The sequence below is a fragment of the Rhizobium sp. FKL33 genome (genome assembly GCF_005222915.1).
In the GTDB taxonomy this organism is placed as follows: domain Bacteria; phylum Pseudomonadota; class Alphaproteobacteria; order Rhizobiales; family Rhizobiaceae; genus Rhizobium_E.
Genome location: NZ_STFX01000028.1, coordinates 189,001 through 213,484 on the forward strand (window position 1 = coordinate 189,001; position 24,484 = coordinate 213,484).

A 24,484-nucleotide genomic window follows, 5' to 3' on the forward strand; every position below is an offset into this window, starting at 1 on the left:
AAGGCCGATGCTATCTGATAGCGTCGCCTAGCCGAGGAGATCTGATCGATGGCGAAAACGGGAATATTGAGGATCGCGCAGCGTCTGGCCATTGCCGCCTCCATGCTGACCGCCCCCATGACCGCCGTCGCGGACGAAGTGGACGCCGTGCGCGAACGCGAGCGCCAGGACTACGCCGTCTCCTGTCAGGACGTGAAATTCATGCCCGAGGCGATCTGGACCGGCGACGTCAACAAAGATGGTTTGACGGACGCTATCGTGAACTCTTCGGCAATTGCCTGCGACAACAGCTTCGGCGTCGAATGCAACACGCTGGGCTGCCCGATCCGCATCTATGTGCAGACAGACGGCGGTCGCATGGCCTATATCGGCCAGGTGCGCGGCTTCGGTTACGAAGTCGGTTATCGCTATGGCATCCGCATTCTGGAATTCCGCATCGCCGGCAATCGCTGCCAGAAGGTCAATGCCGCAAAATGCCTGATGGTCGCACGTATCGACGGCCGCAAGCTGGTGACGCTGTCGACCGAATAGGAAATCATCAGGAATACGCGATCAGACCGGGTGCAGACGCGGGCTCGACCCCGAGACTTTTGCTCTAAGGTTAGCCAGCCATTCCCGAATCGCGGTCGAGGTCAATTGCGCATTCAGCGTCGGCTGGGTGAAATCGAGGCCGAGTGCGACCCGGCCGCTGGCGCGATAATCACTCGGCCAGGGCGTGACCGCCACTCCCTGCTCTTCAAAGAGCGAGACAGCGCGCGGCATGTGATAGGACGAGGTGATCAGCAGGCAGTTCGACAGGCCTTCACGTTCGAGCACTGTTTTGGTGAAGGCAACATTTTCCGATGTGTTGCGTGAGGCGTCTTCGCTCAGGAGCCTGGCGGGGTCGACGCCCATGGCGGAAAAGAATGCGGGCGCGAGCTCGGCGTCGCCCTTGTAATCGCCGGAAAAAGAACCGTCGCCACCCGACACGAGAATCTTCGCCTCGGGCCTCAGCCGCGCGATACGCGCGGCCTCGATGAAGCGGTCGGCAGATTGGTTCATTTCCATGCCGCCACGACCGGCGGTGACTTCCAGATCGAAAGCGCCGCCGAGCACAATCATGCAGGCGAGCGGCTGCGGCAGCGCCGGCCGTGAATAGACCGCCTCAAGACGTTGGAGCGCCCAGGCCCCCGTCGATGTGAACAGCGTGACGAACATGATGGTCGCCGCGATCGACGTGAGCGTGAAAGCAAGCCATCGCCGGCCCATGGCAAGGGCGGCGATGGCTGCGATCTTGAAGAGAAAGGCCAGAGACAGAGGTTGAGCGACGAGCCAGAGGATCTTTCCAGCAACGAACATCCCGTCTCCCTTTCAGCGTCTCAGGCGCGACCGAAGCTCGCCTGAGACGGGGCCGCCGATTTCCGCCGGAGATAGCCGATGCCGAAGGCGATCGCAACGCCGCCGCCGATGATGGCGAGCGCCAGCAGCGGCCGATAGGCGAACCAGCCGATCGCAATCACCGTGGGTCCAACGATCAGCGTCAGAATCCAGGCGATGAGACCGGTGCCGAAGCCGACGATCGATCCCAAGAAGGGCAGAATATCCGCGATGATGCTGAACAGGCCGAACAGCAGGTTGAAGCCGATCAACAGCCCGAGCATGCCGGCCACCCGGATGATCCAGGTGATGACGGTGTTTTCGGTCTGAGCATGATCGAACATGGTCGCGGCGTCCTGGCGTCCGGCCTCGCTCAGGAAAATTTCCCGACCGTTCGAGGTGGTGTAAGGCAGGATCTCGTCGCCCTGCTGACGTCCGACGAAGCTTGCTTCCTTGAGATCGATGCGCTCGAAGGTCACACGCATGTCGCCGACCTGAGGCGAAGAGACGGAGTTGCCGAGATAGAGGCCGCCCTGATTAAGCTTGGCCGGGCTGTCGGTGGCGATATTGGCGCCGATGCGCTCAGCATCATCTGCAGTCAGGGCAATCTTCGAACTGTCGCCGAGATCGGCTGCTTGATCGCCGGTGAAGCGGAACGCGCCGAGACCGGCCTGATCGACCACGGAACGCGCGCCTTCGACGGCAAAGGGCGGATTGTCATGACCGGACACCTTGAAGTCCGCCGAATCCACCGGCGATCCCTTCCATTCCTTCTCGTAGGAATAGGTCGTGGTGGTCGTTTCGCTGCCGCCGACATTCTTCTCCGATTTGGATTCGGACTTCTCGACCCATTGATACATTTCCACACGGCGGACGACGCCGACGGCGCCGGGCGCTGCGATGCCGAAATCAGGATCCTCGACATCGGACTGCACCGAAACAGGTCCGGAAACATGGATTAGCTTTCCGTCATTGGCGCTGTCGATGCTGTTGGCGTCGACGGATACGACGAGCCCCGCGCCTTCGACCAGCGCGCGATAGGTGTTAATAGCCCTGCCCTCGTTGGTGAACAGGAAATAGATCGACACCAGGATGAGGACCACGCCGATCAGCGTGCCCACGACGCCATTCTTGAGGCGCGTGAACCACGAGGTCGTGGTTGTTTCTGTATAGCTCATGGACTTTCCCCTATGGAACCGCCGACGCCGCTCATTTCCGGCTCTTGTCCAGAACGGCTGGCGCTTCCCGTTTATTCAACCTTGCGCCAAGCTTGCGGAATAACCGTCTCGCCGCCGTTATCCAAACGAATTCTATTGCAAACCTCGAAAAGAGTTTCAAATAGAGATTCACTTTCTTTTTTGGGGGCATCAAGAAATGAACGCGCAAATCGACCGATGGGTCGCGATGGTCAACGGCTTCTTCGCCCGCTGGCATGGCGTCATCTATGCCGTCTCGGCCTTTCTTCTCGGGATTTTCCTGAGTTGGCGGATTTTATCGCTGGCCACGCCGCTCGGCGGGGTTGAAATAGGTTTCCTCGTTCTCTGCCTGGCCGGCCTGGCGATCGGGCTCTGGATCCGCGGCGGCGAGATGCGCTTTCTGTCGGTTCTGGCGACGATCGCCGTCTATGCCGGCGGCTTTGCTTTGGCGGTCGCCATCTGGCGCACCATTCAGGATGACCCGCAGGCGATCGAGGAATGGCAGGTCTGGCTGATCTTCACCTCCATCTTCATCTGCTCCTATTATATCGTCATGACCTGGTTCCGCCCGTCGCGACGGCTGGAAGGGATGACGCCGGAAGAGCGCGAGGAGTATCTCGCCGTCCGCCGCGAGGAAACGCGCCGCAAGGCCGAGCTTCGCAGTCTGCCCTCGCAAGGCTGGTATCAGATCGCATCCTTCGTCACTGGCGCGGCGATGATCGGCTCCTTCGCCACGACGGCGATCGGCTTCTATCACGAAATCGTCGATCCGCTCGATCCGCCGCTCGTGCAATACGGAATTCCGGTGGGCCTGTCGGCGCTGGCGGCGCTGATCATCTGGGCGGGCTGGAACTTCGTCTTCCTGCGCATCCGGCTCGCGTCCAACATGGTCTCGCGCCTGTTCGGTTTCACCGTCGGCCTGATCGTTCTGGTGCCGTTGACGCTCGCCATCCATACCGTGTTCGGCATCATCGGCGTGGGCGGCGCAGAAGGCGTCCGCGCCCATAATCTCTGGTACGCCGATGTGCTCGACGCCTATGAGCGGCGCGTCGACGGCGAGCGCGCCATCGAGGCCAACCGGCTGGCGGGCGCGCTGCAATATATGTCGAACCAGCTTCAGGCCGCCGCGCTCAACGAAGAGCGCACCGGCCAGGGCTGCGGCGCCGGCAAGGGCTCTCTCTGGACCTTCTACACCGACTCCGCCTCACGCACCCAGACGATCGTCGACATCGTCACCACCCGCAAGAACGCCAATCAGGACATCAAGGCGAAGATTGAAGATCTGCGCGCCCGCATTCGCCGCCCGGAGGCCAAAATCGAGGTCATCCAGCCTGAACTCGCCGCCCAGGCCGACCAGATCCGCAAGCAGATCATGGAGACAGACAATTCCTCGGCGATCCCGAGCGTCCGCACCTTCATTACGGAGACGCGCGCGACGGTGAATTCCGACGCCTTCTTCTCCGGCTGGTCGGCCTGCACGCTGGCCAAGAAGGACGTCATCCTCGCCCAGATCAACACACTGATCGATTCCGTCGAGGAGGCGATGCGCAGCGCCGAAAACGAAATCCGGGCCAAGAAGAACAGCTCGGAATTCCGCATTCCGCCCGAGAACCGCATCGAGACCATTCCCTTCATCGACCGCTATTTCCATGGCGATCGCGGTCAGGCGATCCAGACGCCAGAGCAGGCGGCGGGCGACGTGCCGGTCTTCGTGCCGATGCGGCCGTTCTGGTCGGTGGTGTCCTATGCCGGCAGCCTCATGGGCTATATCGCGCTGCAACTGGCGCTCGACTTTTCGCCGGCGGTGCTGGGTCTTTTGTTTGCGTTGCTCGCGCCCTTCCCGCGCGCGCGCACGCGGCTCGGCAGGCTCTGGGAAAACTACTGGACGAGAAAGATGGAGCGCTGGGCGCCGATCGAGGAAGAACCGGTTCCCGCGGTGCCGCTCAAACCCTCTGCGCAGCAGCCGTCTGCAAAGACAGAGGTCGCAGAGCCGGAAAACGAAGCGCCGGCCGAAACGCACCCCGCTCCTGCTCCGGCTGCAACGTCGCCGGCGCCCGAGCCCGCGCAGGCCCCAGGGCCGCAGCAACGCCGCGAGCCGTCCTTCGGATCCGAGGAAGAATCTCCCGCCGACACGACCGAAGGACGAAATCGTCCTGACGAGATTCGGCCCTGACCCCTTGTTGAACGAGGGCGCTTAGGCGCCCTCGTTCAACATATCTGGCTTTCGTCCGGCCCATGGCCGCGCCGCTTCCAATTGGCCCGCGAGGCGGAAAAGCATCGCCTCGTCTCCGAACCGGCCCACGAACTGCATGCCGATCGGCAATCCGGCTGAACTCCAGCACAGCGGCACGGACATGGCGGGTTGCCCGGTGACATTGAACACCGCCGTCCAAGGCATGAATTCGAAGGTGGTTTCGGCAAGTTGCTTGACCAGCCCCATCTTCTTCAAAAGCCATCCGGCCCTGATCGTGCTCACCAGCTTGATCAATCGCTTTTCGGCCTCCGTCGGCAACAGCGACCCGACTGGGATTGGCGGCTTGGCGAGCGTCGGCGTCAGCAGAAGATCATAGTCCTCGAAGAAGCCGACAACGCCGCGGGCCGCCAGCAGAAGCCGGCGAGAGGCGCGGGCGTAATCCGATGCGCTGAGCGCACTGCCGAACAGACCGAGCCCGAAACTTTGCGGATCGAAATCCTGATGCCGCAGGGACGAGCCGGCGGCCTCGGCGGTTTCTTCGAGATCGGCGCGCAGCTCGGCAGCCAGAATTGTGACGAAATCGATGGAAAATCGCTCCCGATCCAAGGGCGGCGCCGCCTCGACCACCTCATGACCGAGATCCGCGAGCAGCGAAACCACCTCGTCGAAACCCGCAATCACCTCCGCATCGACGGTCTTGCCCATCAACGGGCGAGCGGAGACGGCGATCTTGAGACGGTCAGGGGCTGCGCCGACGCAAGCGAGATAGCTGTCCGCCGGGGGCGGCGCCCAATAGGGCGCGCCGACATCCGACCCTTGAGTCAAATCGAGCATCAGCGCCGAATCCCGGACCGATCGGGTCAGCACATGTTCGACGACATAACCGTTCCAGCCTTCGCCGATATCGGGTCCGCTCGGCGTGCGCGCCCGCGTGGGCTTCAGTCCGAAGAGCCCACAGGCGGAAGCCGGGATGCGGATCGAGCCGCCGCCGTCCCCGCCTGAGGCCATGGGAACGATGCGCGCAGCGACTGCGGCCGCTGAACCACCGGAAGATCCGCCTGGCGACCGGGTGGCGTCCCAGGGATTGCGGGCTGGCCCGAGCGTCAGGCTCTCGGTATAGGGCGTCAGGCCGAATTCCGGCGTATTGGTCTTTCCGAAGATCGTCAGACCCGCCGCCCTGAAGCGCCTGACCATTTCGCTGTCGCGCGCCGCTGGCCGTGTTCTCCAGAAACGGTTTCCCATCGAGGTCGGCTCGCCCGCGATATTGGCGAGCAGATCCTTGACCAGAAAGGGCACGCCAGCGAGACGCCCTTCACCGAGTGGAGCGGCAGCTTCCGCACGGGCTTTGTCATAGAGAGGCGTCACGATGGCGTTCAGCGCGGGGTTTCGAGCCTCGGTGCGCGCAATCGCCGTCTCCAAGGCCTCTGATGCGCTGAATTCTCCTCGGCGAATAGCATCCGCAATGTCGATCGCATCGAGATCGTCATAGCCCTCGATCATCCCTGCCTCCCAAAATCTTCCGTTTGCGTAAACGTCATAGGAAAACAAAGCGCGAGAAAAGAAAAGGCCCCGGCAAACCGCCGAGGCCCAAATTTCCGAGCATGTCGTGAGCCGATACGGCTTACTTGGCCGGCGGCGGCAGTGGTGCGTCGGACTTCGAGTTCAGGTAGGCGATGATGTCGGCGCGCTCCTGGTCCTTCTTGTCCCCGGCGAAGCCCATGGCCGTGCCCTTGATGTATTTCTTCGGCGCCAGCAGGAAGTGGTTCAGGTGGTCGAAGCTCCAGACTTCCTTGCCGCCTTGCGAGAATTCCTTCATCGGGCCGGAATAGCTGAAATCGGCGACATGAGCGATGGGACGACCGACGACGCCGTAAAGGTTGGGGCCGACTTTATTGCCTCCATCCTTATCGGCGCTATGACAGCTCGCGCATTTCTTGAACAGGGCTTCGCCGCGCGCCGCATCGGCGCTGGCCATCAGGTCCGCGATCGGAACCATAGCAGGCGCGGCATCGGCGGCGGGGGCTCCGCCTTCGGTGGGCTCGGCGGCGGCGATTTCGAAACCCGGCTTTTCCGGCGCTTCCGAATGGAACAGGCCCTCCGAAGCGATCGAAACCGACATCAGCACGAACACGGTCCCCAACAACGCGCCGATACCCATATTCACGTAAGAATTCATCTCGCAGAGCTCCCCTATTGCCAGATCCCGTCCGGCGCACCTTGAAATCGCGCGGAACCTATGTCTTTTGGCCCCCATGCGCAACTATAGTCAACCGTTCAGCGGTGAGACTAATTGACACTATTCTCGTGGAAAATGAAGGCCCGGCATGACGAATCCTGCGTATGAAAACACCCTGATCCTCATTCCCGCCCGAATGGCTTCGACGCGACTGCCCGGCAAGCCCCTCGCCGACATCGCCGGCGTCCCTATGATCGTGCAGGTTGCGCGCCGCGCGACCGAAAGCGGCGTGGGCCGCGTCACGGTCGCCGTCGACCATCCGGATGTCTTCGAAGCCGTGCGCTCCGCAGGTTATGAAGTCGTCATGACGCGGGTCGACCATCAGTCCGGCTCGGACCGCATCTTCGAAGCGCTTGGCCACGCCGATCCCGAAGGCAAAGCCGAATTTATCGTCAACGTGCAGGGAGACCTGCCGACCATCGAGCCGGAATCGATCCGCGCCAGCCTACGTCCGCTCGCCGATGAAGCCACCGACATCGCCACGCTGACGGTTGAGATCAAGGACGAGGAAGAGAAGACCAATCCCAACGTCGTGAAGGTCGTGGGATCGCCCCTGTCCGACAGCCGGCTGCGCGCGCTCTACTTCACCCGCGCCACCGCCCCGCATGGCAAAGGTCCGCTCTATCACCATATCGGCCTCTACGCCTATCGTCGCGCGGCGCTCGAAAAATTCGTGTCGCTCTCGCCCTCGCCGCTCGAAAAGCGGGAATCACTCGAGCAATTGCGGGCGCTTGAGGCCGGCATGCGCATAGACGTGGAAATGGTTGACGCCGCTCCCCTCGGCGTCGATACTCCGGCCGACCTCGAAAAGGCCCGGGCGATCCTCGCCGCAAAGTAACAGCAAGAAGATTGGGCGGAAGCGCGCATCATGATCACCACCACCAACCGCATCGCGTTTCAGGGCGATTACGGCGCCAATTCCGATATGGCCTGCCGGGACCAGTTCCCGGAGATGAGTCCGCTTCCCTGCCCGACCTTTGAAGACGCCTTCATCGCTGTCGAAACAGGCGACGCCGATCTCGCGATGATCCCGATCGAGAACACGCTTGCGGGCCGCGTCGCCGATATTCACCGGTTGCTGCCGGAATCGCGGCTGCATATCGTCGGCGAATATTTCATGCCGATCCGCTTCCAGCTGATGGTGTTGCCGGGCGTGTCGCATGACGAGATCCGCACCGTGCACAGCCATATCCACGCGTTGGGCCAGTGCCGGAAGATCGTGCGCCTCAACGGCTGGAAGCCCGTGGTCGCCGGCGACACCGCCGGCGCGGCCAAGCTGGTGTCCGAGGAAGGCGATCGCTCCATGGCGGCGCTCGCGCCGCGGCTCGCGGCCGAGCTTTATGGACTCGACATCCTCCAGGAGAATGTCGAGGACGCGGAAAACAACGTCACGCGTTTCGTGGTTCTGTCGCGCAAGGCCAAGCCGATCGTGCGGGAAAGCCGCGACGAGAAAATCGTCACGACCTTCATCTTCAATGTCCGCAACATACCGGCGGCGCTCTACAAGGCGCTTGGCGGCTTTGCGACCAACGGCATCAACATGACCAAGCTCGAAAGCTATCAGCTCGGAGGCAAGTTCATTGCGACGCAGTTTTATGCGGATATCGAAGGCCATCCCGACGACGAGAATGTCAGGCAGGCGATGGAAGAGCTGAAATTCTTCTCGACCGAAGTCCGGCTGCTCGGCACGTACAAATCGCATCCCATGCGCGACACGCTCTGACCGGAGAGGAATCCATGACAACTTGCGTCTTCGTCCAATTGCAGTGCAAGCCGGGGAAAGCCTATGATGTGGCCGACCGGGTCTATGAACGCGAGATCGCTTCGGAGATCTATTCCACCAGCGGCGAGTTCGATCTGCTGATCAAGCTCTATATTCCCGACGGTCAGGATATCGGCCATTTCATCAACAACAATATCCTGGATATCGAGGGCATCTCACGCTCGCTGACCACGATGACGTTCAAGGCCTTCTGACGATCCCGTCAGCGCCCTTGTAGACGTTCCAGTCGTAAAGGCGTGGAGGCTCGCGCGATTCCACGGTCACGCCGTTCTCCTCGCAGCGATAGACGCGCTCGACCACGGGACCGGAACGCCAGCTCCTGACGCCTACATCGTCATGCACATCCCTGAGCGCGGTGGTGCAATTGAGGGACGGCTGCGGCTTGTCCTTGGGGTCGACCACGCCGGGCAGGTTGGCGAAGGGATAATCGTCGGCGACGGCCATGGCGGGCGCCGCGGTCACAAGAGCGAGAATCAGCAAGGCGCGCATGCGCAAAAACTCCGGTTTCTGATCTCTATCTAAGACGCCAGACGCCGCCATCCAATATGCTTCCGTTCAACAGCGATAACCTTTCGGTGAGGCTGCCGCCCGAAGCCGCATTCCGTTTTGACGAGCGATCGATTATAGCCGGATCATGACACAGAGAACCGGAGCCGCCATGTCCGCCGATATCCGCCTGCACAAGGGCGACATTTCCACCGAAGCCGCCGCACGCTTCACCGGCGCCATCGCCATCGACACCGAGACGCTGGGCTTGGTGCCGCGCCGCGACCGGCTCTGCGTGGTGCAGCTTTCCTCGGGCGACGGCAGCGCCGACGTGATCCAGATCGCTGCGGGCCAGACACAAGCGCCGAACCTCGCGGCAATGCTCGCCGACCCCGCGCGCCAGAAGATCTTTCATTTCGGCCGGTTCGACATCGCGGTGCTGTTCCACACATTCGGGGTGACGACGACGCCCGTGTTCTGCACCAAGATCGCCTCGCGCCTCTGCCGCACCTATACCGACCGGCACGGGCTCAAGGACAATCTCAAGGAGATGCTCGACGTCGATATTTCCAAAGTCCAGCAGTCCTCGGATTGGGCTGCGGAAAACCTGACCCAAGCGCAGCTCGAATATGCGGCGTCCGACGTGCTTTATCTGCATGCGCTGAGGGATCGGCTCACCGATCGGCTGACCCGTGACGGCCGTATCGCGCATGCGGAAGCCTGCTTCGAATTCCTGCCGACCCGCGCCAAGCTGGATCTCATGGGTTGGGAAGAAACAGACATCTTCGCTCATAGCTGAGACCGGGCGGCGGGCTCCGGGCAAGGAACTCGCCGCAATTGACTTTTGTTAGATCGCAATCCGAGAACACGCTATAGTCGGCGCTCCATATCAGGGAGGTCGATATGTTTTCCAAATTATTTCAAGTCCTTGCCGCCATCGTCATGCTTTTCGGCATTCCCATGACAGCCCATTCCGCCGATTATCCTCCCATCGTCTTCGTCCATGGCGACAGCGACACCGCCGGCATCTGGATGGTGCAGATGTGGCGCTTCGAGAGCAACGGCTATCCGCGCGACCGGCTTTTCCCCGTCGACATCTCCCATCCCTCGGCCCGTGGCGACGACGCGCAGCCGGAGGTCAATCGCTCCTCCACTGAGGACGCCGCCCGCGCGGTCTCGGCCAAGGTCGATGAGGCGCTTTCAAAGACCAAGGCCGCCAAGGTGGTGCTGATCGCCAATTCGCGCGGCTGCCAGACCTCGCGGAACTATGTGAAGAATTTCGGCGGCAAGGACAAAGTCTCCGCCATGATCCTCTCCGGCTGCGTGCACAACGGGGTTTTCGTCGCTCCGGATTTCGCCCTGGGTTCTGAATACAATGGAGCCGGCCATTTCCTGAAAGCGCTGAACGAGGCTCCCGTAATCCCCGACGGCATTCCGGTCACCATCATCCGCTCCGACAAATTCGATCTTTATTCCCAGCCGGACGGCAAGTTCATCGGCAATCCGGGCAAGCCGACGGGCGCCAGTTTCGAATCGCCCGAGCTGGAGGGCGCCGACAACAGGGTCCTCGCGGGCGCGGATCATCGTGAGACAGGCTATTCCCCGGAAGCCTTTGCAATCATGTTCAAGGCGATCACCGGTGCGGAACCGAAGACTGCGACGGTGACTCCCGAAGAAGCGCCGATTCTCTCCGGCAAGATTTCGGGCTTCGACAACAACGCGCCCACCAATATGCCGCTCACCGGAGCAAAGCTCACCATCTATGCGACGGACAAGGCGACGGGGAGCGAAACCGGAGAACCCGTCCATGACGTGACAGTGGGCGAGGACGGGCGCTGGGGGCCGTTCAATGCGAAGCCTGATCAAACCTATGAATTCGTGATCCGCGCGCCCGGGTTGCCGGTTCACCGGATTTATCGCTCCGCCTTCCCCCGTTCGTCCGACATCGTCAATATCAGGCTCTATCCTGCGGAAGGCGGCGAGGGCCCTGGCATCGGCGTGATGCGGCCGCGCGGATATTTCGGTCCGGACGACATCGCCACGGCAAATGGCGCTGCGTTTGCCGAAATCGACAGGAACGAACCGGTTCCGCATGTGTGGAAAGCTCGTGTCTCCGGCGGTCCCGGCGAGAGCGTGATCGCCCGGTTCAACGACGAAACGCTGGCGGGGCGCATTCCCGCTCAGGGCGAGATCGCCTGGATCGAACTTACCTATTGAAGTCCTGGGATGTCGGGCGCCTGACGCCGAGCCGGGCGATCACCTCGCCCGGTATGCCATAGCGCGCCACGATGTCGCGTCCATTGCGCAATCCGCAGACTTCGCGCTGAATGAACAGCGCCTGCACCGCATCCGCCGCATCATAGACGAGCGCATCGCGCTCCGCTTCCGACGCATTCCGAAGCCGCCCGATCAGGGCCTCGACCTTCAGCCCCGCCCGCCCCAGGCTGTCTGCGCGCTCCGACATCAGCTCGTATTCCAACATCCCCAGAGCGGATTCGCCCTGGCGAGACGGCGTGAAAGACTGCGGTGGACGAACCGACATGACGTTAGCGTTCCATTAAGCATAAACTGCTAGTCTGTCCGACAGATATAGGCTTACCCAGGCGCGATGCAACTGCGCCGCCGCTAGTCAGCAGGAGGGGCAGCCGAGGGCGACATGAGCCGCCTTTTGTCCCACCCCATGTTCCCTTCCTCTCCATCGGGAGCAATGTGATGCTGACGCCTTTCAGTTCGGGCGTGACGCCCACTGCCAGTTTGAAGACCAACAGCTCGGACCAGCGCATGTCGCCGGCATTCGCGGGCGCGCAGCCGCTCGCCGACGGACAGACGCCGGCTGCGGCCCTCCAACCCACGATCGGGCTGGAACCCGAAGCCCTGCTGGCGAATGTCAAAACCGAAACCGCAACAGCGCTCAATCAAACAGTGCTGCAAACCCTCGCCACCGCGGTGGCGGCGCGCATGGGCGTAGACCGTCTGCCGGACGAGTTGCTCGAAGCCTTCTTCATTCGGCTTGCGGCGGCGATCGAACGCAAACCGCTGATCGAACAGGGGAAGATCGAAGCGCGCGCCGGATTGAAGGCCTTGCAGATTCCGCTCTCGGACCTGGCGCCGGCGCTGCGCGATCCATCCGGTCCAGTCGCCGCGCGCCTGACCGCAAGGGTGGAAGCGCCGATGGCTGCCCCGCAAAAGACTGCGGCCGCGGGCATCACGGACTCTTACCTGCAGACCGGCTCCACCCCGGCCCGCAGCGCCGAAACCGTCGCCATGGGCGAACGCAACAAGCTGTCGATCGACAGCGGCAATCTGCTTTTCCAGAGCACTGCGCCGAAATCTGGCGAAATCGAAGCGGATAACGCGTCGCAAACCCAGTTTCGAACTCTGTTCGCACCGGATGCGGCGGGCTTCGAACGCACGGCGTCCAATGAAGACATGATCAGGAACGACACGGTTGCGCGAAGGGGCGCAGGACCGGCGGCGAACGGCTTAGAAGGCCCACTCGTCGTCGGTCCAGAAATTCCGGACGACGCCGCCGACGGCGTTTCCCCGGCGGCGCGCTCTGCCGCGCCCGGTACGGATGGCGCCGATGGGCTCGACGCCCCTGCAAAGGCGGAAGCTGCATCAACAGCCAAACCCACCGCCGCAGCGGCGCAGCCGGGATTGCAGGCAAGGTTGCCCTCGGAGGATCAACCGGCCTTCGCGCGACTTCCCGATAGTCTCGCAGCGGGCTCGGCGAAGCAGACAGTAGGGCCGCAGAAATCCGACGCAGTCCAATCGAACGAACGCGTAAGGCTGCCGGCGACGCCACCCCTCGATCCGCTTGCGGAGTTCGGGGAGAAGGCGGAGGATGCCGACCTGCAGCGGAAGCTGTTCCGCATGCTGACGCCCGCGCCGTCTGCGTCAGAGGACGGCTCGGCTCTCACGACGGATCTGCAGCAAGCCTTGAAGGGCCGAAACCCCGCCAACCTGAAAGACATTGCGAGCTTGGCGGATTCGACGGAGGCGTTCGACGCCGCATCCGAACGGTCCAGCCGGTCGCGCGACGTGATCGGCTCGACGTTGCTTCCATCGTCGACGACGTCGCAGGCGGATGTCGCGCAACGGGCTGCGGCGGCCCCCCATCTCGGCGTGCCGTTCGGCTATGTCACGACCCCGCCGCTCACCGACGCGTTCGAAGCCGAGACAGCGGAGGACAGCGGCCGCCGCTCCGGCGATGAGAATTCGAACGGCGAGGACGCCGAGGAGGATCCGGAAACGCCCGACCAACGCCGGGAACGCCTGGCGCGCGAGGCTGTGGACCGCCTGTTGCAGCCGGAGCCGGAACAGGCTCCCGCGCTGAACGTCAACCGTGATTCCACCGAGGCGGATCGCGCCTTCGCCTATTATCAGCGGCTTGCCGGCTTCTGACATCACGTTCGTCACACAAATGTTGCGACAAAAGAAAACCCCGCCGGCTGACATAGCCGGCGGGGTTCGCATGTCTAAGCTCGCTGAGGCTTATTCGCCGCGGTTCTTCAGAGCCGCGCCAAGGATGTCGCCGAGCGACGCGCCGGAGTCGGACGAACCGAACTGCGCGACGGCTTCCTTCTCTTCAGCGATTTCCAGAGCCTTGATCGAAAGCTGAACCTTGCGGTCCTTCTTCGAGAAGTTGGTGACGCGGGCGTCGACAACCTGACCGACCTGGAAGCGCTCGGGGCGCTGTTCGTCGCGATCGCGGGACAGGTCCGCGCGGCGGATGAACGACACCAGCTCTTCGTGGTTGACCAGCTTCACTTCGATGCCGCCATCGTTGATCGCGATGACTTCGCACGAAACGACGGCGTTCTTGCGCAGATCGCCAGACGTTGCGGCTTCGCCGACAGCGTCGCGGCCGAGCTGCTTGATGCCCAGCGAGATGCGCTCCTTGTCGACGTCCACATCGAGAACGACGGCCTTGACGACATCGCCCTTGTTGAACTCTTCGATGACCTGTTCGCCCGGACGGTTCCAGTCGAGGTCGGAGAGGTGCACCATGCCGTCCACGTCGCCGTCGAGGCCGATGAACAGGCCGAATTCGGTCTTGTTCTTGACTTCGCCTTCAACGACAGCGCCAGCCGGATGAGCGTTGGCGAACGCCTGCCAGGGGTTCTCGAGGGTCTGCTTGAGGCCGAGCGAGATGCGGCGCTTGGACGGATCGACTTCCAGAACCACGACGTCGACTTCCTGCGTGGTGGACAGGATCTTGCCGGGGTGGACGTTCTTCTTGGTCCAGGACATTTCGGAGATGTGGATGAGGCCTTCGATGCCCGGCTCCAGTTCCACGAATGCGCCGTAGTCGGTGATGTTGGTGACAGTGCCGGTGATCTTCTTGCCGACCGGGTACTTCGCGCCAATATCGCCCCAGGGATCCGACTCGAGCTGCTTCATGCCGAGCGAGATACGATGGGTTTCCTGGTTGATGCGGATGATCTGAACCTTGACCTGCTGGCCAATGGACAGGATTTCCGACGGATGGTTGACGCGGCGCCAGGCCATGTCGGTGACGTGCAGCAGGCCGTCGATGCCGCCGAGATCCACGAATGCGCCGTAATCGGTGATGTTCTTGACGACACCCTCGACAACCTGGCCTTCTTCGAGGTTCTGGACGATTTCAGAACGCTGCTCGGCGCGCGACTCTTCGAGAACCGTGCGGCGGGACACGACGATGTTGCCGCGACGCTTGTCCATCTTGAGGATTTCGAAGGGCTGCGGGACATGCATCAGCGGGGTGACGTCGCGGATCGGACGGATGTCGACCTGCGAGCGCGGCAGGAAGGCGATGGCGCCGTCGAGATCGACGGTGAAGCCGCCCTTGACCTGGTTGAAGATCACGCCTTCGACGCGTTCGCCGGCGTTGAACTTGACTTCCAGCTTGGTCCAGCTTTCTTCGCGGCGAGCCTTCTCGCGCGACAGAACAGCTTCGCCCATGGCGTTTTCGATGCGATCGACATAAACTTCAACTTCGTCGCCGACCTTCAGCGAGCCGTCCTTGGCGCGGGCGCCGAATTCCTTGAGCGGAACGCGACCTTCGACCTTCAGACCGACGTCAACAATGGCGACGTCCTTTTCGATGGCGGTGATGATGCCCTTGGTCACATAACCTTCGGCGAGGTCGACCTTGGAAAAGGATTCTTCGAGGAGGGACGCGAAGTCCTCCTTCAGGGAGTTAGCTGCGGACATTGGTTCTCCAAACGGGCGACATCTTGTCCAGAAGTCGCCGAAAGCGCCGGGGTTAGTGGTTAAACACAGGCTTTCCCCATAGTCCGGCCCTCAAAAACGGGGCAGATCCGGCGCGCGGAATACAGGAAAACCTATTTCAGGCGCGCGTCGATGATAGCCTTCGCTGCCTGAAACGCCGCCTCTATACCCATTTCGGACGTATCAATCAAGTGCGCATCAGCCGCTGGTTTCAACGGGCTGTCAGCGCGCCCCATGTCGCGCGCATCGCGCTTGACGAGGTCGGCCAAAACCGTATCGAAATCACCCGACCCGCCATTGGCCCGGATCTCGTCGAGGCGTCTCTGGGCCCGCACGTCCGCAGACGCGGTCACATAGAGCTTCACCTCCGCATCCGGGCAGACAACGGTGCCGATATCGCGGCCGTCGAGCACCGCGCCGGGATATCGGCGAGAGAAGCGCCGTTGCGCCTCGACCAGTTCACGCCGCATATCAGGCATCACCGCAATGCGGGAGGCCACTTCGCCGATCGCATGGGCAGAGAGAACGGCACGGTCCAGTTGCGAGAGATCGAGACCGCGCGCAGCGTCGACGGCCAGCCTCTCGTCATCAAGGGCAAAACCTTGATCCAGCATGGCTTTGGCGACCGCGCGATAAGTCAGTCCGGTGTCGAGATGATGATAGCCATAGGCGTCCGCAATCCTTCGAGAAAGCGTTCCCTTTCCAGCGGCAGCTGGGCCATCAATGGCTATTGTCGGCATTCCCAAATCCTGATCGTGACAAGAATCATAAAGCAGTCGCACCGCAGCGAGGTTTTTTCATAGGCAGAGACGCGGCCCTTGCCAAGCGCTCACCGATGAATTGCCGCGCGCGTTTCGTCCTTGTCCCGATCGCAGTCTTGTCATGCGCGGCTGAGCGCCACCACCGGATCGAGACGGGACGCATTCCGCGCCGGCAGAAAACCGAACAGAATGCCGATCAGCGTCGAGACGACAAAGGCCCCGACGATCGACGGCGTCGAATAGATGAAGGCGAATTTGTCGGTCAACAGCGAGACCAGACCGCCGAGCCCGAAAGCCGTCGCCACACCGAGGAAACCGCCGACAAAGCAGACCAGCACCGCCTCGGTGAGGAATTGCTGGAGAATGTCGGAACGCCGCGCCCCGACCGCCATGCGCACGCCGATCTCCTGAACCCGCTCGGAGACCGACACAAGCATGATGTTCATGACGCCGATGCCGCCGACGATCAGGGAAATCACCGCGATAGCGGCCACCAGCAGCGTCAGCGTCTGGGCTGTCGCCGTGATGGTCTGGCGGATCTGGTCGGTGTTGAAGATGAAGAAGTCCTTGGTTCCGTGCCGGGCCGTCAGGAACTCGGTCGCCGCCTGTTCGGCGAGCGTGGTGTTGGCGTCGTCGGAGACCTTGAGCAGAATGGAGCGCAGGCTGGTCTCGCCCGTCAACCGCGCCTGAACCGTGGTGAACGGCAGATAGACATTGAGATTGCCGGAGCCTCCGAAGCTCTGCTCCTGCGGCTCGATCACGCCGATGATGCGACAGGGCACCGAACCGACGAGCAGGATCTGTCCGACCGCCTCTTCATCGGGAAACAGGGTCTTGCGGGTGTTGTCGTCGATGACGACGTCCTGAGCGAGCGTATCGACGCTCGAACCGTCGAAGAAACGTCCGGAGGCGAGCGTGGCGTTGCGGACGCCGAAAAAGCCGGGACCGACGCCATTGACCAAAGCGGACGCCTCCTGCGATCCCCGCCGCAATGTCAGGCTTTTGGTCACCGTGGGCGTGACGCCGGCGGCATAGGGCTGGGTCGCCAGCGCTTCCGCATCGGCGAGCACCAGCGTCTGGACCTTTTCGGAGCGGACATCGCCGAAATTCTTGCCGGGGAAGATCTCGAGCGTATTGGCGCCCAGGCGGGAGATTTCCTGCAGCACCATTTTCTGCGATCCCGCGCCGATCGCCACGACGCTGACCACCGAGGCAATGCCGATGATGATGCCGAGCATGGTCAGAAAAGTGCGGAGGCGATGCGCGTTCATGGCGATCAGCGCCATGCGGAACGCTTCGCCGAAGCGGTCGAACCCGGCCATCACAACGTTTCCGGCCGAAACCTTCCGTCGCGAGACGGCGTCGGACGCCGCCTTGGGCGCCTCGTTCTCGTCATTGTATTCAGTCCGGCGATCGGCGACGATTCGCCCGTCGGAGATTTCCACCACCCGACGAGCCCGGCGGGCCACCGCCATGTCGTGGGTGACGATGATCACCGTATGGCCTTCAGCGTTCAACTCCTCGAGAATCCTCAGCATCTCTTCGCCGGTCCTGGTGTCGAGAGCCCCGGTGGGTTCGTCGGCGAGGATGACGTCGGCTCCGTTGATCAGCGCACGCGCAATGGAAACGCGCTGTTGCTGACCGCCTGACAGTTGGCCCGGCCGGTGGCTGAGCCGTTCGCCCATGCCCAGCCGCCGCAACATAGCCTTGGCCCGGTCACGCCGCTCGGACGCCGACATGCCGGAATAGATCGCCGGGATCTCGGCATTGGACAGGGCCGAGAGTTCGCCGAGCAGATGATAGCGCTGGAAAATGAAGCCGAAATGCTCGCGGCGGAGTTGGGCGAGTTCATCCGGATCGAGATCCGACGTCAGCCGGCCGCCGATACGGTAGTCGCCGGCGCTCGGCCGGTCGAGACATCCGAGGATGTTCATCAGGGTGGATTTGCCCGATCCCGAAGGACCGATGATCGCGACGAATTCACCGGCGGCGATGTCGAGGTCGATATCTTTGAGAACGGCGATCACGTCTTCGCCGGCCGGGAATTCCCTGCGGACCTTCTGAAGCGAGATGAGCGGATCGGCCATGGTCACAGCCTCATCGGCGGGGGGCCGAAGTCATTGGAGACAGCGGCCGAAGTCGAACCGCGGCTCGTCACGACGACATCGCCTTCCTCCAGGCCAGACTTGATTTCTGTGCGCAACCTGTCGCTCAGGCCGGTCTCGACCTCGCGGGTGACGATCGTCCTATTCGGTCCGATCACGTCGACGCGGCTCTTGCCGCCCGGCTCGGCTGGCGGACGGATCGCGGAGGCGGGAACGAGAATCACGTTCTCGGCGCGGCCCAGCACGATGTGCACCTGCGCCGTCATATAGGTCTTGAGCACGCCATCGGCGTTGGGCGTCGTGAAACGGCCGTAATAGTAGATGGCTTCCGACGTCGACGAGGTGCTGCTGGCGCTGCTCGACGAACTGGAGGTCGCAATCTCCGAATCCGAGCGCAGGCTATCGGGAGCAGGGTCGATCGAATCGAGCCGGGCGTCCCAGCGGCGCGCGCCGTCGCCCAGCACGGTGAAATAGACGTCCTGGCCGGGCTTGACGTTGACGACATCCGCCTCCGAGATCTCGGCCTGAACCAGCATCCGGTCGATCTGACCGAGAACAACGATGGTCGGGGCGGTCTGGGCAGCATTCACAGTCTGCCCCTGCTGCGCCACGATCAGCAACACGGTCCCGTCCATCGGCGCGGTGATCCGTGTGTAGCCGAGATCGACCTTGGCGTTTTCCACAGCCACTTCAGCCTCGGCGATCTGCGCGTCGAGGGCGGCGATTTGCGCACGGGTGGTCGCCACGCTCGTCTCGGCGCTTTCGAATGCATCCTGGGATGTGGCGCGGCTGGAAAGCCCCTGCCGCGATCGCTGGAGCGCCGATTCGACATAGGTCAGCGTGGCACGTTTTTCATCGCGCTGCGCCTTCACATTGGCGAGCGCAGCCTGCGCCGTCTTCAGCGCATTCTGCTGGGTGAGACTGTCGATCTCAGCGATCAGATCGCCTTCCGAGACTTTCTGGCCGAGCTTGACATGGAGATCCGTGATGCGGCCCGACGCCTGCGCGCCGACCGCGACCAGTTGCGACGGACGCACCGTTCCCGTCGCCAGGACGGCCACCTCGATGTCTCCCCGCGTCGCCTTGGCAGTGATGACATTGGCGAGGGGATCATCGGCCTTCGTCCGGCTCTGCCATATATAGCCGCCTGCCCCGGCGACCAGCAGGATCGCCAGCGTCAACCAGCCCGCCCATCTCTTCATTATCGTCTCACTCCAAACGGTTTGGCGTCGCTCCCAGGCCTCTCCGGCTGCCGTGCGGGCTCGACCGCAGGCAGCATCACGAAGACATGACCGAACGGGACGCCGCAGCTGTCATGAGACCGATGTAGGCAGAGCAATGGGTCGCGTCAAAGGCGAAGTCCCAAGACTTACAAAACTTTACCTAGATGCGACGCTTCTTCGCATCACGCAAGCGCCTGGCGAACGGCCTTTCGCTCCCCCATTCGACCGAAATGCTCGGCGATGCCAGGAAAATCACCGATCTCGACGCCGTCGCCTTCCAACCAGGTCTCGATGGTGAAGAGATAGGCATCGGCCACCGTATAGATCTCGCCCATCACCCAGGGGCCGCGAAAGAGTTCTCTTTCGATCAATTCCATGCAGGCGGCCATGGTCTCCGGCACCTTGCGCTTCATGTCGTCGAACGAAGCGGGTTCTGACGCCCAGCGCGATCCGCGCCGGCCATGCGCATGCGCGACATGGACCGTGGCGGCCAGATAGGCATTGAAAGCCTGCAATTCGGCGAAGGCGAAGGGATCGTCCAGCGGCGCGAGCCCGGCCTGCGGAAACATCTGCGCCAGATAGGCGAGCAGAGCAGGCGTTTCGGAGAGAACACCGCGTTCGGTGACGAGCGCCGGCACCCGACCCTTCGGATTGATGGCGAGATAATCCGGCGACGTCTGCTCCTGCTTGGCGAAGTCGACCCGTATAAGCTCGTAGGGCGCCCCGATTTCTTCGAGAACGATGCGGGTGGCGAGCGCGCAGGTGCCGGGAGCATAGAAGAGTTTCAGCATGGTCAGCTTTCGCGATGGACGGGGTTCCGTTATCCCGCGACCCGCAGCGTTCGGCAAGAGCCGCCGTTCCAACGAAAAGCTTTTCCAGGCGACGACAAAGCCATATCCGCGCAAACCGTGTTTCGGCCATAATCGGCGCGCGCCGCTGATTCGCGGGGCGATTAGGCTTTGACAGACGCGCCCAAGAAAGATAAGGGCGTGATCCCTGAAAATGACCATCGCCGCTATGGCGCCCGCCGTTTCCGGCATTTCGGACGGCTTCTTTTCAAGCTTACCACTCAAGAGGTCTAGACGTGGCAAAACCCGAACTCGGAACCAAGCGCATCGACCCGGAAACGGGCAAGAAATTTTACGACCTGAACCGCGATCCGGTCGTCTCGCCCTATACCGGCAAGTCCTATCCGCTCTCCTTCTTCGAAGAGCATTCCGTGGCCAAGGTTCTGGAGAAGGACGAGGAAGAGGATGTGGCGGAAGTCGACACCGAATCCACGGAAGTCGAGCTCGTCTCGCTCGAGGAAGCCGACGACGAAGCAGCCGGCACCGAGGAAATTCCGGATCTCGGCGACGACGACGTGGATATCGGCGACGATGACGACGACACCTTCCTCGAACAGGACGAGGATGAGGACGAAGACGACATGACCGGCCTGATCGGCGTCGGCTCGGACGAAGACGAAGTTTGATTTTGCTGACTTTTCCGGGCCGATAAAAAAAATCGGCCCGAATTCATTTTATCGCTTGCCAATCCGAATAAGCGACAATATACAGCGGCCACCGACACGGAAACGGGGTCGGGACCACCCGCCGGACACGGCAAGGATGGGGCTATAGCTCAGCTGGGAGAGCGCTTGCATGGCATGCAAGAGGTCAGCGGTTCGATCCCGCTTAGCTCCACCAAATTTTCTTCCCAGAACTCCCCGAAACTGCACTGCTCCAAAGAGACCCGACATTCCCGTGGGTTAGCGCCTACGGTCTCTATTTCTCCCCCAGACGCCTGGCGTTATCTCCTCTCTTTCCGCCCTTTCCCGGCCGCAGTCTCTGTCGGCCCTCACCTGCGTCCACTAATTTTGCCGGGTGGGCGTGGTGGCCTGGATACGTCCGCCGGCAATGAAGAAAGCCCGCGCCAGGACGACACGGACTGTGGAGGATCGTTGGGGACAGTGTCTTGGTATTTTTACCCGCCGAGCAGCGCGGCCTGCTCTGTCCAGCTCGCGGGAATATCCACCAGCCGTGAGAGGGTGCGGACGGTGAGATCGGCAGGCTGACGACCGGAGAGAATCGATTCGGTCAGCTGCGGCGACAGAAAGGCCAGCGGCAGAATGCGGCTGATATCGGCGCGATGCACGCCGAGCTGATCGGCAAGTTCGGCGATCGATGATGCCGAGCCGTTGGTGAGGCGGTTGAGATAGATGTGCGCCCTGGCGATGAGATCGATCAGCGCCTGATCCGGCTCTCGCCCATTGCCTGCCGATACCACCATGCGCATCTCGACGCCGCGGCGTTTCATGGTCATCGGAACTGTGATGATGGAGGTTTCGTCATCATCATGGTTGTTGTCGGTGGAGTCTGTTGGTTTTGCGGCGCCATGTTGATCGTCGGGAATCAAGGCCTTGATCAGCGCGTCGCGGTTGACGTCGAATCGGATGTCGCTGGGAGAGATCGTGATCGCCTTGAAGATCAGACGGAAGCTATCCCGACGACGGAACGGATCGGGCGAAGCGAGGTCGTCCTTGAGACCGTTGAGCCGGTCCAGTGCGGCGGCGATGGCGTTTCCGGCTCCCGCCTGTTCCAGCCAGGTCGAGATTATGTTGGCGTTCTCAACAACGGCGTTGGCCTGGCTGAGCGCGATGCGCTCGAACTCATCGGCCGGAAGTCTCCATCCGTCTTTTCTGCCCCTCGAGCTCTTTTGCAGGCGATGGGAGAGATAATAGCGATAGCGTCTCAAACCCTTTGCAGCGCTTGAGGGACTGAGGCGATCGCCGGTTTCGTCAAAGGCAATGCCGTTGAGCAGATGGATGTCAGGCGCCCCGCGTCCGCGACGGCCAGCGGTGCGGATCTCGGTGATCTCGGCCTGGACCGCATCGAAGAGGTCCTGGGAGACAATCGCCTGCTGCTCCCCGTCATGGATGCGTCCCTTATGGGTGATCTTGCCGATATAGGTCGGGTTGGAGAGAAGATAGCGCAGCTGGCCATGGGTCATGGCTCGCCAGCGACGCGGCGTCTCCATCTCGGTATTGCCCTTCGCATAGGATTTGCAGGCGGCGTCGATCTCGTGCTTGACCGCGCTCACCGATTTGAGCTCAACCACGCGACGAAAGAGATGGCGGACATAATCGGCGTCGTCTTCATCGACCTCCAGCTTGCGATTGTCGAGACGGTAGCCGAGCGGCACGCGGCCGCCCATGAACATGCCCTTCTGTTTGGAGGCGGCGATCTTGTCGCGGATGCGTTCGGCGGTGACCTCGCGCTCGAACTGGGCGAAGGACAGAAGGACATTGAGCGTCAGGCGACCCATCGACGTCGTGGTGTTGAACTGCTGGGTGACCGAAACGAAGGAGACGGAATGGCGGTCGAAGACATCGACGAGTTTGGAAAAGTCCATCAGCGATCGGGTCAGACGGTCGATCTTGTAGACGACGACGATGTCGATCCGCCCTTCGCGGATATGCTGGAGCAGGCGCTGGATGGCCGGCCTCTCCAGCGTGCCGCCGGAGATGCCGCCATCGTCGTAGAATTCCGGGATCAGACGCCATCCCAGGCTGGCCTGCGAGGTGATGAAGGCGGCGCAGGCTTCGCGCTGGGCGTCGAGCGAGTTAAAACTCTGATCAAGCCCCTCCTCGCTCGATTTGCGGGTGTAGATGGCGCAGCGCAGTCGGCCCTTTTCGCTCATAGCCCGAAGAACCTCGGACCAGACCACTTCGCCCCGGTGATCGCATAGGCGATGGCCGTCAGTGAGCGGTGGATCGTGCCATCCAGCAGATATCCCTCCGGCAAGACATCGACGACATAGCGCTTGCCATTCCACTCGCGGATCAGCCGCGCGCCGGGGACAGGAATGGATCGGATGTGAGGCGGACGCTCGGAAGAATCGGAGACAAGAACAGCAGAGGCACCGTCTTCAGGTTCCGGAGACGTCACCGCAACCGAAGCAGCAGCCGGTCGGGCGGCAAGCTTGGCCTCGGCAGCTCTGATGGCTGCTTTCAAAAGCCGCGTAGCGCTGACGGACAGTCCGCCGAGCATATCTTCCTGGATGCGCCATGCCGCCGAACGTATCAACAAAGGTTGACGCACGCCTGACGGCGGGGGCGCGCCATAGCGTTTACGCCAGAGATCGATGAGATCGGCGCGGGAAAGGCGATCGAGGGCTTGCAGCTGGTGTTCCAGCATTGGCTTGCGCTTGGCCATGTCAGACGGCCTCGATCGTGGCGGTGTCCTGCACGGCCTTGGCAGTCGCAGTCTTGGCAGCCGCAGCCTTCGCGTCTCCCCTCAACGCAACCCCATCAACTTCGGCTGCGTCACCATCGTCACCTTCAGCAGTTTCGCGAACCAGCCGATAGCGGCTGACGCCATTCTCCCCTTTCTCTGTGATCACCTGATGCTGGAGCTTCTTGCGGATGACGCTGGAGAGGAAGGCGCGCACCGAATGGGCCTGCCATTGGGTTGCCGCCATCAGGTCAGCGATCGAGGCGCCGGCGCCACGATGGAGGAGGTCGAGAACGAGATCGGTCTTGCGGGCTTTGAGCCCTGAGGCGCCGTCTGCATGGGCTGCCTGAGTTGCCTGGGCATCGGTTCTGGCATCGGATGGCGCCAATATTTCTTGAGCGGGGTCCTGGCCGCTGATGGCGGCGGTGTCCTTTGCGGGTCTCTTCGGCTTCCTACCGGCCTTCCGGGGTGCAGATGGCGGCGTGTCGGCCTCTACAGACGCCATCGGAGCGCCGGATGATAAGACGAGCTTTTCTTCCGGCGCCGTCATCTGCGCAGCTCTTGCGCCAGCGATATGGGAGCGAACCGATTTGCGGATATGGGTGATGATCGACATCTAGGCCTCCGTCGGAGTTCATGCGCCGGACCATCCAGCGCTTGCACTGACGAAAGCCCGCATAGTTGTGGCGGGCGTAGGCAGGCGGAGGCGAGTTCCTC

23 protein-coding genes and 1 tRNA gene are annotated in these 24,484 nt (G+C 62.1%); 10 read left to right on the top strand and 14 right to left on the bottom strand.

Translation table 11 applies throughout. The features are described from left to right. Positions 1-48: 48 nt before the first annotated feature. Positions 49-531, top strand: a complete 483-nt coding sequence (locus E8Q41_RS17925; protein WP_137156921.1) for a hypothetical protein — start codon at positions 49-51, stop codon at positions 529-531. Between the two features lie 21 nt (positions 532-552). Here the strand turns inward: E8Q41_RS17925 and E8Q41_RS17930 are convergent, their stop codons facing one another. Beyond that, positions 553-1,338, bottom strand: coding sequence for a YdcF family protein (locus E8Q41_RS17930; RefSeq protein WP_137156922.1), 786 nt, complete (start codon positions 1,336-1,338; stop codon positions 553-555). 20 nt (positions 1,339-1,358) lie between these two features. Further along, complete coding sequence (locus tag E8Q41_RS17935) at positions 1,359-2,534, bottom strand: TMEM43 family protein (RefSeq protein WP_137156923.1); 1,176 nt, start codon at positions 2,532-2,534, stop codon at positions 1,359-1,361. A gap of 196 nt (positions 2,535-2,730) precedes the next feature. On the opposite strand from E8Q41_RS17935, the gene E8Q41_RS17940 reads away from it, so the two are divergent. Further along, complete coding sequence (locus E8Q41_RS17940; RefSeq protein ID WP_137156924.1) at positions 2,731-4,725, top strand: hypothetical protein; 1,995 nt, start codon at positions 2,731-2,733, stop codon at positions 4,723-4,725. Positions 4,726-4,746: 21 nt separating this feature from the next. Here the strand turns inward: E8Q41_RS17940 and E8Q41_RS17945 are convergent, their stop codons facing one another. Together E8Q41_RS17945 and E8Q41_RS17950 are read right to left on the bottom strand one after the other, a co-directional pair. Beyond that, positions 4,747-6,246, bottom strand: a complete 1,500-nt coding sequence (locus tag E8Q41_RS17945; RefSeq protein WP_137156925.1) for an amidase — start codon at positions 6,244-6,246, stop codon at positions 4,747-4,749. A gap of 121 nt (positions 6,247-6,367) precedes the next feature. Next, entirely contained in the window at positions 6,368-6,922 is a 555-nt protein-coding gene (locus E8Q41_RS17950; RefSeq protein WP_137156926.1) for a cytochrome c family protein, read from the bottom strand. Positions 6,923-7,070: 148 nt separating this feature from the next. Between E8Q41_RS17950 and E8Q41_RS17955 the strand changes: the two genes are divergently transcribed. Genes E8Q41_RS17955 through E8Q41_RS17965 form a run of 3 tightly spaced genes read left to right on the top strand, consistent with a single transcriptional unit; the run spans position 7,071 to position 8,959 of the window. Beyond that, positions 7,071-7,820 (top strand): 3-deoxy-manno-octulosonate cytidylyltransferase, encoded by a 750-nt coding sequence (locus tag E8Q41_RS17955; protein WP_137156927.1) that lies wholly within the window; start codon positions 7,071-7,073, stop codon positions 7,818-7,820. A gap of 30 nt (positions 7,821-7,850) precedes the next feature. Then, on the top strand, positions 7,851-8,705 hold the full coding sequence (locus tag E8Q41_RS17960; RefSeq protein WP_137156928.1) for a prephenate dehydratase: 855 nt from the start codon (positions 7,851-7,853) through the stop codon (positions 8,703-8,705). 14 nt (positions 8,706-8,719) lie between these two features. Then, positions 8,720-8,959 (top strand): Lrp/AsnC ligand binding domain-containing protein, encoded by a 240-nt coding sequence (locus E8Q41_RS17965; protein ID WP_137156929.1) that lies wholly within the window; start codon positions 8,720-8,722, stop codon positions 8,957-8,959. Here E8Q41_RS17965 and E8Q41_RS17970 read toward each other — a convergent pair. Further along, positions 8,946-9,254 (bottom strand): hypothetical protein, encoded by a 309-nt coding sequence (locus tag E8Q41_RS17970; RefSeq protein ID WP_137156930.1) that lies wholly within the window; start codon positions 9,252-9,254, stop codon positions 8,946-8,948. The genes E8Q41_RS17965 and E8Q41_RS17970 overlap by 14 nt on opposite strands. 169 nt (positions 9,255-9,423) lie before the next feature. On the opposite strand from E8Q41_RS17970, the gene E8Q41_RS17975 reads away from it, so the two are divergent. Then, positions 9,424-10,050: a ribonuclease D gene (locus E8Q41_RS17975; RefSeq protein ID WP_137156931.1), complete on the top strand. Its 627-nt coding sequence runs from the start codon at positions 9,424-9,426 to the stop codon at positions 10,048-10,050. A gap of 104 nt (positions 10,051-10,154) precedes the next feature. Continuing rightward, positions 10,155-11,468, top strand: coding sequence for a hypothetical protein (locus E8Q41_RS17980; protein ID WP_137156932.1), 1,314 nt, complete (start codon positions 10,155-10,157; stop codon positions 11,466-11,468). Here the strand turns inward: E8Q41_RS17980 and E8Q41_RS17985 are convergent. Then, positions 11,458-11,793 carry a DUF6665 family protein gene (locus E8Q41_RS17985; RefSeq protein ID WP_137156933.1) on the bottom strand — a complete coding sequence of 112 codons (336 nt, stop codon included), beginning with the start codon at positions 11,791-11,793 and terminating at the stop codon, positions 11,458-11,460. The genes E8Q41_RS17980 and E8Q41_RS17985 overlap by 11 nt on opposite strands. Positions 11,794-11,963: 170 nt before the next feature. On the opposite strand from E8Q41_RS17985, the gene E8Q41_RS17990 reads away from it, so the two are divergent. Then, positions 11,964-13,655 carry a hypothetical protein gene (locus tag E8Q41_RS17990; RefSeq protein WP_137156934.1) on the top strand — a complete coding sequence of 564 codons (1,692 nt, stop codon included), beginning with the start codon at positions 11,964-11,966 and terminating at the stop codon, positions 13,653-13,655. Between the two features lie 90 nt (positions 13,656-13,745). On the opposite strand, the gene rpsA is transcribed toward E8Q41_RS17990, so the two are convergent. The 5 genes from rpsA to E8Q41_RS18015 all read right to left on the bottom strand — a co-directional run bounded on the left by rpsA (position 13,746) and on the right by E8Q41_RS18015 (position 20,344). Continuing rightward, positions 13,746-15,446, bottom strand: coding sequence for a 30S ribosomal protein S1 (gene rpsA, locus E8Q41_RS17995; protein WP_137156935.1), 1,701 nt, complete (start codon positions 15,444-15,446; stop codon positions 13,746-13,748). 131 nt (positions 15,447-15,577) lie between these two features. Next, the gene (gene cmk, locus E8Q41_RS18000) at positions 15,578-16,204 is read right to left on the bottom strand and encodes a (d)CMP kinase (protein ID WP_137156936.1); all 627 of its coding nucleotides are present in this window, start codon (positions 16,202-16,204) and stop codon (positions 15,578-15,580) included. Between the two features lie 140 nt (positions 16,205-16,344). Further along, entirely contained in the window at positions 16,345-18,312 is a 1,968-nt protein-coding gene (locus tag E8Q41_RS18005; protein ID WP_137156937.1) for a MacB family efflux pump subunit, read from the bottom strand. A 2-nt stretch (positions 18,313-18,314) separates the two neighbouring features. Continuing rightward, complete coding sequence (locus E8Q41_RS18010) at positions 18,315-19,532, bottom strand: efflux RND transporter periplasmic adaptor subunit (protein WP_137156938.1); 1,218 nt, start codon at positions 19,530-19,532, stop codon at positions 18,315-18,317. A gap of 203 nt (positions 19,533-19,735) precedes the next feature. Further along, positions 19,736-20,344: a glutathione S-transferase family protein gene (locus E8Q41_RS18015; RefSeq protein ID WP_137156939.1), complete on the bottom strand. Its 609-nt coding sequence runs from the start codon at positions 20,342-20,344 to the stop codon at positions 19,736-19,738. A 293-nt stretch (positions 20,345-20,637) separates the two neighbouring features. On the opposite strand from E8Q41_RS18015, the gene E8Q41_RS18020 reads away from it, so the two are divergent. Beyond that, complete coding sequence (locus tag E8Q41_RS18020; RefSeq protein ID WP_137156940.1) at positions 20,638-21,027, top strand: TIGR02300 family protein; 390 nt, start codon at positions 20,638-20,640, stop codon at positions 21,025-21,027. Between the two features lie 138 nt (positions 21,028-21,165). After that, a tRNA-Ala gene (locus E8Q41_RS18025) sits at positions 21,166-21,241 on the top strand. Between the two features lie 277 nt (positions 21,242-21,518). Here E8Q41_RS18025 and E8Q41_RS18030 read toward each other — a convergent pair. From E8Q41_RS18030 to E8Q41_RS18040, 3 genes are read right to left on the bottom strand one after another with little or no spacing between them, the layout of a single operon-like run. Then, entirely contained in the window at positions 21,519-23,234 is a 1,716-nt protein-coding gene (locus E8Q41_RS18030) for a recombinase family protein (protein WP_137156941.1), read from the bottom strand. Beyond that, on the bottom strand, positions 23,231-23,749 hold the full coding sequence (locus tag E8Q41_RS18035) for a DUF2924 domain-containing protein (RefSeq protein ID WP_205910398.1): 519 nt from the start codon (positions 23,747-23,749) through the stop codon (positions 23,231-23,233). Before E8Q41_RS18035 ends, E8Q41_RS18030 begins: the two co-directional genes overlap by 4 nt. Position 23,750: 1 nt before the next feature. Continuing rightward, positions 23,751-24,383, bottom strand: coding sequence for a DUF3489 domain-containing protein (locus tag E8Q41_RS18040; RefSeq protein WP_137156942.1), 633 nt, complete (start codon positions 24,381-24,383; stop codon positions 23,751-23,753). Between the last annotated feature and the right edge of the window lie 101 nt (positions 24,384-24,484).

What these genes read in the sequence shown, in the direction of transcription:
- E8Q41_RS17925 (WP_137156921.1), top strand. Translation starts at nt 49, where the DNA reads ATGGCGAAAACGGGAATATTGAGGATCGCGCAGCGTCTGGCCATTGCC.
- E8Q41_RS17930 (WP_137156922.1), bottom strand. Translation starts at nt 1,338, where the DNA reads ATGTTCGTTGCTGGAAAGATCCTCTGGCTCGTCGCTCAACCTCTGTCT.
- E8Q41_RS17935 (WP_137156923.1), bottom strand. Translation starts at nt 2,534, where the DNA reads ATGAGCTATACAGAAACAACCACGACCTCGTGGTTCACGCGCCTCAAG.
- E8Q41_RS17940 (WP_137156924.1), top strand. Translation starts at nt 2,731, where the DNA reads ATGAACGCGCAAATCGACCGATGGGTCGCGATGGTCAACGGCTTCTTC.
- E8Q41_RS17945 (WP_137156925.1), bottom strand. Translation starts at nt 6,246, where the DNA reads ATGATCGAGGGCTATGACGATCTCGATGCGATCGACATTGCGGATGCT.
- E8Q41_RS17950 (WP_137156926.1), bottom strand. Translation starts at nt 6,922, where the DNA reads ATGAATTCTTACGTGAATATGGGTATCGGCGCGTTGTTGGGGACCGTG.
- E8Q41_RS17955 (WP_137156927.1), top strand. Translation starts at nt 7,071, where the DNA reads ATGACGAATCCTGCGTATGAAAACACCCTGATCCTCATTCCCGCCCGA.
- E8Q41_RS17960 (WP_137156928.1), top strand. Translation starts at nt 7,851, where the DNA reads ATGATCACCACCACCAACCGCATCGCGTTTCAGGGCGATTACGGCGCC.
- E8Q41_RS17965 (WP_137156929.1), top strand. Translation starts at nt 8,720, where the DNA reads ATGACAACTTGCGTCTTCGTCCAATTGCAGTGCAAGCCGGGGAAAGCC.
- E8Q41_RS17970 (WP_137156930.1), bottom strand. Translation starts at nt 9,254, where the DNA reads ATGCGCGCCTTGCTGATTCTCGCTCTTGTGACCGCGGCGCCCGCCATG.
- E8Q41_RS17975 (WP_137156931.1), top strand. Translation starts at nt 9,424, where the DNA reads ATGTCCGCCGATATCCGCCTGCACAAGGGCGACATTTCCACCGAAGCC.
- E8Q41_RS17980 (WP_137156932.1), top strand. Translation starts at nt 10,155, where the DNA reads ATGTTTTCCAAATTATTTCAAGTCCTTGCCGCCATCGTCATGCTTTTC.
- E8Q41_RS17985 (WP_137156933.1), bottom strand. Translation starts at nt 11,793, where the DNA reads ATGTCGGTTCGTCCACCGCAGTCTTTCACGCCGTCTCGCCAGGGCGAA.
- E8Q41_RS17990 (WP_137156934.1), top strand. Translation starts at nt 11,964, where the DNA reads ATGCTGACGCCTTTCAGTTCGGGCGTGACGCCCACTGCCAGTTTGAAG.
- rpsA (WP_137156935.1), bottom strand. Translation starts at nt 15,446, where the DNA reads ATGTCCGCAGCTAACTCCCTGAAGGAGGACTTCGCGTCCCTCCTCGAA.
- cmk (WP_137156936.1), bottom strand. Translation starts at nt 16,204, where the DNA reads ATGCCGACAATAGCCATTGATGGCCCAGCTGCCGCTGGAAAGGGAACG.
- E8Q41_RS18005 (WP_137156937.1), bottom strand. Translation starts at nt 18,312, where the DNA reads ATGGCCGATCCGCTCATCTCGCTTCAGAAGGTCCGCAGGGAATTCCCG.
- E8Q41_RS18010 (WP_137156938.1), bottom strand. Translation starts at nt 19,532, where the DNA reads ATGAAGAGATGGGCGGGCTGGTTGACGCTGGCGATCCTGCTGGTCGCC.
- E8Q41_RS18015 (WP_137156939.1), bottom strand. Translation starts at nt 20,344, where the DNA reads ATGCTGAAACTCTTCTATGCTCCCGGCACCTGCGCGCTCGCCACCCGC.
- E8Q41_RS18030 (WP_137156941.1), bottom strand. Translation starts at nt 23,234, where the DNA reads ATGAGCGAAAAGGGCCGACTGCGCTGCGCCATCTACACCCGCAAATCG.
- E8Q41_RS18035 (WP_205910398.1), bottom strand. Translation starts at nt 23,749, where the DNA reads ATGGCCAAGCGCAAGCCAATGCTGGAACACCAGCTGCAAGCCCTCGAT.
- E8Q41_RS18040 (WP_137156942.1), bottom strand. Translation starts at nt 24,383, where the DNA reads ATGTCGATCATCACCCATATCCGCAAATCGGTTCGCTCCCATATCGCT.